Raw genomic sequence first — 12,054 nt, forward strand, 5'->3', positions numbered from 1 at the left:
GGTCGCTCGAGGGAGCTCGATCATGCGTCGGTGGCACGGGATCGACGACGACGGAGGCCCAGTGTGGGAGCAATCGACGTTCGAGGGAAGTACGAGGTCGTGTTCACAGTCGCTGAGGAGTGCTGATGCGCCGAATCATTGACCTGTCCGTCTCGTTGCAAGCGGGCATCGCATCGGATCCGCCCGGTTATCTACCCGAGATCGACTATCTGGACCATCGACAGACCCGCGAGGACATGCTGGCGTTCTTTCCTGGCGCGCAGGTCGACGACCTGCCCGATCGAGAGGGGTGGGCGATCGAGCGGGTCCGGGTCAACACCCACAACGGCACCCATGTCGACGCTCCGTATCACTATGCGTCGACGATGGATGGCGGCAAGCGGGCCATCACTATCGATGAAGTTCCGCTCGAGTGGTGTTTCGGGCGTGGCATCAAGCTCGATTTCCGGCACTTTGACGACGGCTACGTCGTCACTCCCGAGGACGTGGACAACGAACTCGACAGGATCGGCCACACGCTGCAATCGCTGGACATCGTATTGGTCAATACCAGTGCGGGCAGCCGCTACGGTCAAGACGACTACGCGATCAAAGGGTGCGGCATGGGCCGCGAGGCGACTCTGCATCTGCTGCGCCAAGGCGTACGGATGACCGGTACCGACGCATGGAGCTGGGATGTGCCGTTTCTGTACACCGCGCGCCGCTATGCCGTCGACCATGATCCCGACATCATCTGGGAAGGGCACCGTGCGGGGCGGGAGATCGGCTACTGCCACATCGAGAAGCTGCACAACCTGGAAGCACTTCCCGCTCATGGCTTCCAGGTGGCGTGCTTCCCGGTGAAGATCCACCGCGCCTCGGCCGGGTGGACGCGCGCGGTGGCGATCCTCGACGAGGACGCGGGCTGAGGACCGGGAACCTGCGAGCCGCAAGTTGATACGACCCTCAGAGGCCATGAAAAGACCCTACAGCGCTCATGAGCAAAATGCGTGAAAGTCCGATGGTGTTCCGGTCGGGTCCGGCGCCTCGAACGGGATGCGATCGCAGAATTCGACATGTCCGAAATAGAGCCGCCGCCTCCGGGAACGGAGCCTGCAGGGGCAGCCCTGAAGAACGGTTTGGTCGAAATGATCCTTGCTATACGGTATCGCGGTAGCGATCACGGGAATCGGTGGTCCCGCTTCAGGGCGATAAACGCTGGCGGCCAAATGGATTCCGCGGCGCATTGGCATCCTGGCGTCCTCGACCAGAACACCGGTGGCAGTGGATACCCAACGATGTCGAAAAGGATGCTCTTCCAAGAAATTGTGCTCGCCTTCCGGCGGCAGCGATGGACGCGCGGCGGTCGGTCAGCGTTCGAGAGTGAGCATGGCGGTGAGCGCGCGGCCGACGGCATCGGAGGCAGCGCGTTTGGACAGGCCGCGCCGGTCCATCAGGTGGTGGCGGTACGGCCAGCCCACGGTGGCGTCGACGAGATCGAGCAGCTGCTCGCCCTCGGCGTCGTCCAGTTCCGGTGCGAAGGCGCGGGTGAGCGCGTCCCGAATCCGCTTGTCGGTCAACCGCATCCGGGTGTCCACCGCCGGGGTGCGCAGGGATTCGATGAGCCCGAGCACCCGGGGCTCGCGCTGCAGCGTGAAGATGGATTCGCTCTGGCGCACCACCGCCTCGATGCGCTGGGCCAGTGGCAGTTCCGGGTCGATCTCGGCCAGCAGCGCCTCGACCTGCTCGGACTGCTGATCCACCGCCGCGGTGATCAGCGCTGTCCGGGTTGGGAAGTGCACGAAGATACTGCGTTCGGACACCCCGGCGCGCTCGGCGATGCTGCGGGTGGTGGGGTCGAACTCGCCGTCGTGGACCGCCGACAGCAGGCCGTCGATGATCGCCCTGCGGGTCTGTTCGGGGTTGCGCCGCCGCCGTGGGCCGTCGCCTTTGCCCTCGCTCATGACGAGAATCCGATCACATCCGGCCGGAGCGTGTGCACGCAGGTCCGGCGGAGGGTTCGCGGGGTCATGGGTGGTGTCACGCAGCCATCATATTGCAGCAGCACTGCAATAGTGATGTACTGTGGCGAACGCGGCAGAATCGCAGCGAATGATCGGCTACTCGTTCTGTCCGGCACATCGACCGCATGGAGACAGGAGAGCGCTGATGACCGACGCGGACCTCACCAACAACGGCGACGATCGCAAGCCGGGCGGCTTCACGGTGTCGCGGCGAGGGGTGTTCGGGGTGGGCGCGGCCGCACTGGTGGCCGCCGGTGTCGGAGCCGCCGTCGCCGGGTGTGACAGCAACGGCGACAACGCTTCCGCTGCCGAGCAGACCGGCAAGGATCCGGTCGATCCGAGCGGCCACATCGTCGACCAGCAGCATCAGGCGCAATCCTCATTGCCCTTCTCCGACAAGCAGGACTTCACCGACGCCGACAAGGGTTTCATCGCCGGGCTCGAGCCGGACGTGGTGAAGGATGCCGATGGAAAAGTGGTGTGGGACAACGATTCCTACGGATTCATCCAGGGCGCCTGTCCCAACTCGGTGCACCCCTCGCTGTGGCGGCAGTCTCAGCTGGTGGTGAAACAGGGCCTCTACGAAGTGGTTCCGGGCATCTACCAGATCCGCGGTCTCGACCTGTCGAACATGACGATCATCGAGGGCAGGACCGGCATCCTCGTCATCGACCCGCTGATCTCGACCGAGACCGCCGAGGCGGGCATGGATCTGTACTTCGCGCACCGCGGCCGGAAGCCGGTCACCGGCATGATCTACACCCACTCCCATGTCGACCACTTCGGCGGCGCCCTGGGTGTCATCAGCCTGGAAGACGCTGCCTCGGGCCGGATTCCGGTGATCGCGCCGCAGGGCTTCATGGAGCACGCGGTCGAGGAGAACGTCTTCGCCGGCACCGCCATGGCCCGCCGCTCGGCCTACATGTACGGCGCGGCGCTGCCGCGTGGTGCGAAGGGGCAGGTCGGCGCGGGCCTGGGCATGACCACCTCGGTCGGCACGGTGAGCCTCATCCCGCCGAACAAGGACGTCACCCACACCGGCCAGGAAGAGACCATCGACGGGATCAAGGTCGTCTTCCAGATCACCCCGGGCACCGAGGCGCCGTCGGAGATGAACTTCTACTTCCCCGACTTCCGTGCGATGTGCATGGCGGAGAACGCCACCCACACCCTGCACAACCTGCTCACCCTGCGCGGCGCGCTGGTTCGCGACGCGCACGTGTGGTCGCAGTACCTGACCGAGACCATCACCATGTTCTCCGACAAGTACGACGTCGCCTTCGCCTCGCACCACTGGCCCATGTGGGAAGCGGACAAGGTCACCGAATGGCTGTCGCTGCAACGGGATACCTACGCCTACCTACACGACCAGACCCTGCGCATGCTGAACCAGGGCTACACCGGCATCGAGATCGCCGAGATGATCCAGATGCCGCCGGCCATCGAGGGCAAGTGGTACAACCACGGCTACTATGGTTCGGTCAGTCACGACGTGAAGGCCATCTACCAGCGCTACATGGGTTGGTTCGACGGCAACCCGGCGCACCTGTGGGAGCACCCGCCGGTCGAGTCCGGCAAGCGGCACGTGGACGCCATGGGTGGTGCGAGCGGGGCGTTGAAGGTGGCGCGCAAGGCCTACTCCGACGGTGACTACCGGTGGTGCGTCCAGGTTCTCAACTACCTGATCTTCGCCGACCCGGACAATGAGAAGGCGAAGATGCTGCAGGCCAGCGCTTTCGAGCAGCTCGGCTACGGCTCGGAGAACGCCACCTGGCGCAATTTCTTCCTCTCCGGCGCCTACGAGCTGCGCAACGGCACCTTCGGCACCCCGACCAAGGCCAACTCCGCCAGCATGATCAGCGCCCTGAGCGTGGACCAGGTCTTCGACTCCGCGGCGTTCCTGATCAATGGCCCCAAGGCATGGGACCTGCACCTGGTCAACGACTGGATCATTACCGACCAGAACCGGACCTACCGCACCGAGCTACGCAACGGCGTGCTCATCCACTACGTGATTCCCGCCGATTTCAAGGGCCCGGCCCCGGACGCCACCTTCACCCTGTCCCGGCTCGAGCTGATCGCCATCATGACCGGAACCAAGGACATCGTGAAGGAGGTCCAGGCCGGCGCGATCAAGGTCAGCGGCGACCCGGGCAAGCTGAAGCAGTTGAAGGACGTCATGGACAAGCCCGACCCGAACTTCAACATCGTCACCCCGTAATAATCCGCGCGGTGGAATGTCACGGCGTGACGGGAGTTACCAGGGCGTCACGCCGCGACATCCATGAATAGATGTGCGGGTTACAGCGTGCGGGTTGTGGCAGAGTCGACCTCGATCGATCTCGAGAGGAACCCGTGCAGCATCGGCTGTGGAACGCCGCGATCGTCGGGTAGCAGGCCGTCGCGTCCCTCGCCGCACCGGTGGCCGACGGGCCGCGCCCGCCGATCCGGTCACCGAAACCGGTGCGCTGCTGACGGATTCGGCGACCGCGATGCCCGGGCGGTCTTCCGCGACGAACAGATCAAATCCTGGCCCACACTGGACCACGGTCTCGGCGTGCCCGAGTGACCGAGCCGCCCGCGGTCACTGTGCGCGCTGGATGACGATGCGTTCGGTGCGCTGCTCGGATTGCGCTGCGACGGCCGCGCGTTCGACGGTCATGAGGCTCTCGGAGTGATGCTCCGCGTGATACTTGGCGGCCCCGCCGTTCAGTCCGAACAGCCGCTTGCTCCACAGCAGCCAGATCACCGCGGCGACATTCACCAGCAGCGCCCCGGCCCGCAGCACGGTGACCTTCTCGGTGAGCTCGTAGATCTCCAGCGGCAGGAAGATGGAGGTGGCGATGACCGCGAAGTATTCACCCCACCGCTTGACCAGCCACAGGCCCACCGCCTCGATGAGTTCGATGGTGGCATAGGCGAACAGGCCGACCGCGATCCAGATCAGCACGTTCGGCGAGAGCGTGAAGGCCTTGTCGATGCCCCGGATGATCTTGGAATGGTCCGGGTTGAAACCGATCTGGTCGGCCAGCTGCCGGATCAGCGGAAGATCCTTGTCCCAGTTGGACTTCCAGTGCTCGCGGGAACCGCGCAGCTTCAGCACGCCCGCGCCCAGCAGAATGAACACGATGCCGCGGATGACGCGCTCGGCGGCCAGCAGCCGCATGATGAGGCGGTCGCGCAGCAGTCGGCCGCGTGGCACCTCGGGCGCGTCGTCGGCGGGGCCGGTGCGGCGCGGCTCCCCCGGCACGAAATCCCCGCAGCGCAGGCAGCGCCAGGATTCACCCGCCGGGGTGGCGACGTGGAGGCGTGCCGCGAGCTCGGGCTCGGTGGGGGCGTAGGTCTCGTGCCCTCGGGCAGCGCAGGTCCACAGACTGAAGTCCATGCGCGTGAGCGTAACCGGTCGGCGCGCGCCGAGGGCGTCCGAGCGTGCTGCGACGGATGTGTCAGCCCGCGGCGAGTGCGCGCAGCTGATCCAGATAGGTCCGGGTGCGCGGATCGCCGGGGAAGCGCTCGATCATCTCCCGTGCCGTCTCACCCGCGATCCACATGAGCGAGGGCAGCGAGCGGCGTTTGCCGGCGAAGGCCCGCGCGCCCTCGTCGAGGGCGAGCTCCAGATTGCGATCGCGGATGGCGACCACCGCCAGCGTGAGGTGCGCCTCGGCGACCCGCATGGGTTTGCGGATGCTGCCGTCGGGGCGGGTGGAGGTCAGGATCACCTGCCGGGCATAGTTTTCCGCGAGCCGATCGTCCCCGGCTACCCGGCAGCAGTCCATGGCGTAGAAGTCGAACTTCTGCGGATCGACCACGAAGTGATTGTCCAGATTGGACGGATGCTCGATGGTGTCCAGAATCGAACGGCCCTGGGCGAGCGCCCTTTCCGCCTCGCGCCGATCGCCCAGCCGCGCCCACGCCTTGGCCCGCTGTGCCGCCAGCTGGACGCCGACGCCCAGGCGGTCGGTGGTGGCGCGCGCGGCCTCGGCGGTGTCGATGGCGCCCCGGTAGTTGGCCTGGGTGAGCGCGAACCAGGCGGCCATTTCGGCTCCCCAGCCGATGATTTCGGCGTGCTCGGCCTCCTGGCCGAGGGCGAGCGCGGCCCGGCGGGTCGCCTCGGCGGCGGTGCGCCAGCCGAGATCGTAATCGGCGCAACCGACCAGGAGGGCAACCCATCCGGCCAGCACCAGTACCTCCCGATGCTGCGCGAGAGTCAAGCGACCGTCCAGTAGCGAAGTGATCCGCCGCAGCCACGCCGTGCCCTCGGCGTGCAACTCGTGGGGATCGGCGGACGGGTACTCCGAACACAGCCGATCGGCGGTGATGCGAATCGCGTCGAGCGTAGAGGCGGACACATCGGACATACGTAGCCGCCCAATGAATTCCAGTGTGTCCATCCCTGTGGCCGAGAGCATCTCGTCGTCCCGATTGGGCCGGGCCCTGGGAAAGAAGGCCGGCGTCACCGTGTCGAAAGCCGCCGCGATGATCGGTGCGTAGAAATCGTCCGGCCGCGATTCCCCGGACTCCCAGCGCCGCCAATTGCGCAGAAGTGTGCTGTCCGTTGGCAGATTGCGGCTCGATTTGCCGCGCATGGCACGGACCGCATCGGCTTGAGACCACCCCCGAGCATCACGTTCGGCACGCATTCGGACAGCCCAGACAGGTCGATCGTCAGCGGCGGACACGCTCTGTAGTATCTCACCAGTTAACGACAGATGGACCCGGATAGGGCATCTCGATGTCAGTGGGTTGACATCTGCAATTGCATTCGTGATCACGCCAAACTGTTCAACAGGGCACATTCATGACAGCGGTCCCCAATCCAACGGAGGTTCGGGTGGAAGCGTTGATCTATGGGTACGTGCGTGACGATCTGGCCGATGGCCGCAGCGAAGAGCTGGAGAACGCCATGTGCGGGCTCGCCCGATCCGCCGGCCTCTGCTTCGCCGCCACGTTCCATGAATCGACCCCCGGCGACGGCACCGCGTTCGCGGAGCTGACGGCCGAACTCAAGCGTGCCGATGCCCACCACGTGGTGGTGCCGTCGCTCGATCACCTTGCGGGGCAAACCATTCCGCGCGACATCCTGATCGCGAAGCTGGCCCACGAGGCCTCCGTCAAGATCTGGGCCGTAGAGCACTAGCCGTCGAAAGATGGCAGCACCTGCGCCGAAACGCAGGTGCTGCAATGGTTTCGGTACCGGAGCCCGGTATCAGAGACCGAAGCCGCCTCGTCCGCGGCGGCGCAGGTACTTCTCGAACTCGGCCGCGATGGCGTCGCCGTCGATCTTGCCCATGGCGTCGTTGATGTCGACCTCGGCATCGCCGCGCTCCTCGAGCGAGCGCACGTACTCGGCGATCTCCTCGTCACCGGCGGTCATCTCGTTGACCGCGCCCTCCCACTCCTCGGCCTGCTCGGGCAGACCGCCGAGCGGCACCTCGACATCGAGGACGTCCTCGACCCGGTGCAGCAGGGCGATGATGGCCTTGGGGTTGGGCGGCTGGGAGACGTAGTGCGGCACCGCCGCCCAGAAGGAGATGGCCGGGACGCCCGCGCGCACGCACGCGTCCTGCAGCACTCCGGTAATACCGGTCGGTCCCTCGTAGCGGGTCTGTTCCAGGTTGAAGCGTTCCGCGGCTTCCTTGTTGTAAGCGGTCCCGGTGACCGGAACCGGCCGGGTGTGCGGGGTGTCGGCCAGCAGCGCGCCCAGGATCACCACCGTGGACACGCCGAGCTGCTCGACGAATTCGAGGATGTCTTTGCAGAAACTGCGCCAGCGCATATTCGGTTCGACGCCACGCAGGAGCACGACGTCCCGATCGCTGCCCGGGGGCGAGCAGACCGACAGCATGGCCGCGGGCCACTGGATCTCGCGGGTCACCCCGTCCACCTGCCGGACCGTCGGCCGGTTCACCTGATAGTCGTAATAGTCCTCGGAGTCGAGCTCGGCCAGCGGCTGCGCGTCCCAGATCAGTTCCAGATGCTCGACCGCGCCACTGGCGGCATCGGCCGCATCGTTCCAGCCTTCGAAGGCGGCCACGAGCACCGGATCCCGCAGCGTAGGCAGGTCCGATTCGGGTGGCACCGGGGATTCACTGGCGTTCACCCGGTCAGCCTACGGTGTGGGCAGACCTGGTGTGCATGCGACGCGCATTCGTGCAGCCCGCCGCGATTCGCCGTGGTTCACCCATGGTTCGCGGCCCGAGCGCGGGGAGGCGGAGCGCTCGTTCCGGACTGCGGCTCGATAGACCTCCGCCTCGGAGCGGGGGGAGCGAAGCGGAGGAGCGGAGGAGGGAAGAACGAGGCCGCCCCGGCTCCGCCTCCGCGCGCCTGTCCGCGAACCCGCCGGAGCGGAGCGGAGGCAGTCGAATTCAGCTTGTCGGCGTCTCCCACTACTCTTGAGTACATGTCTGTACGCAGCCGCGCCGAATTCGACACCACCCTCTTGGACACGCTCAGACAGCGTGTCGTGATCGGGGACGGTGCGATGGGCACGATGCTGCAGGCCGCGGATCTCACTCTCGACGATTTCCGTGGCCTCGAGGGATGCAACGAAATCCTCAACGACACCCGCCCCGACGTGCTGCGCCACATCCACCGGGCCTACTTCGAGGCCGGCGCCGACGCCGTCGAGACCAATACCTTCGGGTGCAACCTGCCCAACCTGGCCGATTACGACATCGCCGACCGCATTCGCGACCTGTCCGACCGCGGCACCCGCCTCGCCCGGGAGGTGGCCGACGAGATGGGACCGTCCGCGGACGGGACTCCCCGGTACGTGCTGGGTTCCATGGGCCCGGGCACCAAGCTGCCGACCCTGGGCCACGCGCCCTACGCCGCCCTGCGCGACGCCTACAGCGAGGCCGCGCTCGGCATGCTCGACGGCGGCGCCGACGCCATCCTCATCGAGACCTGCCAGGACCTGCTGCAGGTCAAGGCCGCGGTCACCGGTAGTCACCGGGCCATGGACCGGGCCGGGCGCCGGATCCCGATCATCACGCACGTGACGATGGAGACGACCGGCACCATGCTGGTCGGCTCCGAGATCGGTGCGGCGCTGACCGCGCTGGAGAAGCTCGGCATCGACGTGATCGGCCTCAACTGCGCCACCGGTCCGGACGAGATGAGCGAGCATCTGCGGCATCTGTCCAAGCACGCGCAGCTGCCGGTGTCGGTCATGCCGAACGCCGGTCTGCCGATCCTCGGCGCGCACGGCGCGGAGTACCCGCTCACGCCGGAGGAGCTGGCGGTCGCGCTGAGCCAGTTCGTGTCCGAGTTCGGGTTGTCGCTGGTCGGCGGCTGCTGTGGCACCACGCCCGAGCACATCCGGCAGGTGGCCGAGGCGGTGCGCGAGGTGCAGCAGGCCAAGCGGGATCCGGTGCACGAGCCGAGCGTCTCGTCGATCTACAGCTCGGTGCCGTTCGAGCAGGACGCCTCGGTCCTGATGATCGGTGAGCGCACGAATGCCAACGGCTCCAAGGCTTTCCGGGACGCCATGCTGGCCGGCGACTGGCAGAAGTGCCTGGACATCGCCAAGGACCAGACCCGCGACGGCGCGCACATGCTGGACCTGTGCGTGGACTACGTGGGTCGCGACGGCGCCGCCGACATGACCGAGCTGGCCTCCCGACTGGCGACCGCGTCCACCCTGCCGATCATGCTGGACTCCACCGAAACCCCGGTGCTGAAGGCCGGTTTGGAACACCTGGGCGGGCGCTGTGCCATCAACTCGGTGAACTACGAGGACGGCGCGGGGCCGGATTCGCGGTTCCAGCAGACCATGGCGCTGGTCGCCGAACACGGTGCGGCCGTGGTGGCGCTGACCATCGACGAGGAGGGCCAGGCGCGCACCGCCGAGAAGAAGGTGGAGATCGCCGAGCGGCTCATCGCCGACATCACCGGCAACTGGGGGCTCGACGAGTCCGACATCATCATCGACACACTGACCTTCACCCTGGGCACCGGCCAGGAGGAGTCGCGGCGTGACGGCGTCGAAACCATCGAGGCCATCCGCGAACTCAAGAAGCGGCACCCGAATGTGCAGACCACGCTGGGTCTTTCGAACATCTCGTTCGGCCTGAACGCGGCCGCGCGGCAGGTGGTCAACTCGGTGTTCATGAACGAATGCGTCGAGGCGGGCCTGGATTCGGCCATCGTGCACGCCTCGAAGATCCTGCCCATGTCGCGGATTCCGGAGGAGCAGCGGCAGACGGCGCTGGATCTGGTCTACGACCGCCGCACCGAGGATTACGACCCGCTGCAGAAGCTCATGGCGCTGTTCGAGGGCGTGTCGGCGGCCTCGTCGAAGGCGTCGCGGGCCGAGGAACTGGCGGCGCTGCCGCTGTTCGAGCGGCTCGAGCGGCGCATCGTGGACGGCGAGAAGGCCGGCATGGACGCCGATCTGGATGCCGCCATGACCGAGGTGCCGCCGCTGCAGATCATCAACGAGACGCTACTGGCGGGCATGAAAACCGTTGGCGAGCTGTTCGGTTCGGGCCAGATGCAGCTGCCGTTCGTGCTGCAGTCGGCCGAGACCATGAAGACCGCGGTCGCCTACCTGGAACCGCACATGGAGGCCACCGACGATTCCGGCAAGGGCCGTATCGTGCTGGCCACCGTCAAGGGTGACGTGCACGACATCGGCAAGAATCTGGTGGACATCATCCTGTCCAACAATGGCTACGAGGTCGTGAATCTCGGTATCAAGCAACCGATTTCGACGATCCTGGATGCCGCTGTGGACAAGAAGGCCGATGTCATCGGCATGTCCGGGCTGCTGGTGAAGTCCACCGTGGTCATGAAGGAGAACCTCGAGGAGCTCAACAGCCGCGGTGTCGCGGAGCAGTTCCCGGTGCTCCTGGGCGGCGCGGCACTGACCCGGGCGTACGTGGAGAACGATCTCACCGCGGTGTACGACGGCGAGGTGCATTATGCGCGTGACGCCTTCGAGGGCCTGCGACTCATGGACGAGATCATGACCGTCAAGCGCGGCGGCGCGGCCGACCCGGATTCTCCGGAGGCCATCGCCGCCCGTGAGAAGGCCGCCGAGCGCAAGGCCCGCCACGAGCGGTCCCAGCGGATCGCGCGGGAGCGCAAGGCCGCCGAGGTGCCGGTCGAGGTGCCGGAGCGTTCGGACGTGGCCGCGGAGCTGCCGGTGCCGACGCCGCCGTTCTGGGGTTCGCGCATCGTGAAGGGCCTGTCGGTCAACGAGTACTCGAGCCTGCTCGACGAGCGGGCACTGTTCCTGGGCCAGTGGGGCCTGCGCGGCCAGCGCGGCGGCGAGGGGCCCTCCTACGAGGAGCTGGTGGAGACCGAAGGCCGTCCGCGCCTGCGGTACTGGCTGGACCGGCTGACCGCCGAGGGTGTGCTGCAGCACGCCGCGGTGGTATACGGCTATTTCCCGGCCGTCTCCGAGGGCGACGATGTGATTGTTCTCACCGAACCGAATCCCGATGCGCCGGAACGCTTCCGGTTCACATTCCCGCGTCAGCAACGCGACCGGTTCCTCTGCGTTGCCGATTTCATTCGCTCGCGCGAGTACGCGAAGCAGACCGGGCAGGTGGATGTGCTGCCGTTCCAGCTGGTCACCATGGGTAAGCCCATTGCCGACTTCGCGAATGTGCTGTTCGCGGGCGACAATTACCGCGACTATCTCGAGGTGCACGGCATCGGCGTGCAACTCACCGAGGCACTCGCCGAGTTTTGGCACCGCCGGATTCGGGAAGAGCTCACCCTGGAAGGGCATTCGGTCGCCGACGAGGATCCCGCCGATGTGTTGGACTACTTCAAACTCGGATACCGTGGCGCACGGTACTCGTTCGGCTATGGTGCCTGCCCGGATCTGGAGGATCGGGCCAAACTCGTGGAGCTGCTGGACGCCGGCCGGATCGGAGTGATGCTGTCGGAGGAGTTGCAACTGCATCCGGAGCAGTCCACGGACGCGTTCGTGCTGCTGCACCCGGAAGCCAAGTACTTCAACGCCTAATATTTTCACCAGATTTCCGGGCTTCGCGCAGAGTTGCAGGGGTGCTCGGCGCGAAAGCCAGCAGGAGGGGCA

General features: G+C 66.3%; 8 protein-coding genes. 4 read left to right on the plus strand and 4 right to left on the minus strand.

Features of this window, described 5'->3' with window-relative positions; all coding sequences use genetic code 11:
• Positions 1–125: 125 nt before the first annotated feature.
• Entirely contained in the window at positions 126–908 is a 783-nt protein-coding gene (locus ACIRRA_RS26170) for a cyclase family protein (RefSeq protein WP_402773051.1), read from the plus strand.
• A 441-nt stretch (positions 909–1,349) separates the two neighbouring features.
• On the opposite strand, the gene ACIRRA_RS26175 is transcribed toward ACIRRA_RS26170, so the two are convergent.
• On the minus strand, positions 1,350–1,943 hold the full coding sequence (locus tag ACIRRA_RS26175) for a TetR/AcrR family transcriptional regulator (protein WP_402773054.1): 594 nt from the start codon (positions 1,941–1,943) through the stop codon (positions 1,350–1,352).
• Between the two features lie 205 nt (positions 1,944–2,148).
• On the opposite strand from ACIRRA_RS26175, the gene ACIRRA_RS26180 reads away from it, so the two are divergent.
• Positions 2,149–4,224 carry an alkyl/aryl-sulfatase gene (locus ACIRRA_RS26180; protein WP_402773057.1) on the plus strand — a complete coding sequence of 692 codons (2,076 nt, stop codon included), beginning with the start codon at positions 2,149–2,151 and terminating at the stop codon, positions 4,222–4,224.
• 363 nt (positions 4,225–4,587) lie between these two features.
• Here the strand turns inward: ACIRRA_RS26180 and ACIRRA_RS26185 are convergent, their stop codons facing one another.
• Both ACIRRA_RS26185 and ACIRRA_RS26190 read right to left on the minus strand, forming a co-directional pair.
• Entirely contained in the window at positions 4,588–5,388 is an 801-nt protein-coding gene (locus ACIRRA_RS26185) for a DUF2127 domain-containing protein (protein WP_402773060.1), read from the minus strand.
• A 61-nt stretch (positions 5,389–5,449) separates the two neighbouring features.
• A complete protein-coding gene (locus ACIRRA_RS26190) occupies positions 5,450–6,589 on the minus strand; it encodes an XRE family transcriptional regulator (RefSeq protein WP_402773063.1) in 1,140 nt (379 codons plus the stop codon).
• Positions 6,590–6,834: 245 nt separating this feature from the next.
• Here ACIRRA_RS26190 and ACIRRA_RS26195 point away from each other — a divergent pair, with 245 nt between their 5' ends.
• Entirely contained in the window at positions 6,835–7,140 is a 306-nt protein-coding gene (locus ACIRRA_RS26195) for a hypothetical protein (RefSeq protein ID WP_356996562.1), read from the plus strand.
• Between the two features lie 69 nt (positions 7,141–7,209).
• Here the strand turns inward: ACIRRA_RS26195 and ACIRRA_RS26200 are convergent, their stop codons facing one another.
• On the minus strand, positions 7,210–8,103 hold the full coding sequence (locus tag ACIRRA_RS26200) for a PAC2 family protein (protein ID WP_402773066.1): 894 nt from the start codon (positions 8,101–8,103) through the stop codon (positions 7,210–7,212).
• Between the two features lie 300 nt (positions 8,104–8,403).
• Here ACIRRA_RS26200 and metH point away from each other — a divergent pair, with 300 nt between their 5' ends.
• Positions 8,404–11,982, plus strand: a complete 3,579-nt coding sequence (gene metH / locus ACIRRA_RS26205) for a methionine synthase (protein WP_402773069.1) — start codon at positions 8,404–8,406, stop codon at positions 11,980–11,982.
• The last annotated feature ends 72 nt before the right edge of the window (positions 11,983–12,054 follow it).

Source organism: Nocardia sp. NPDC101769 (assembly GCF_044766925.1).
In the GTDB taxonomy this organism is placed as follows: domain Bacteria; phylum Actinomycetota; class Actinomycetes; order Mycobacteriales; family Mycobacteriaceae; genus Nocardia.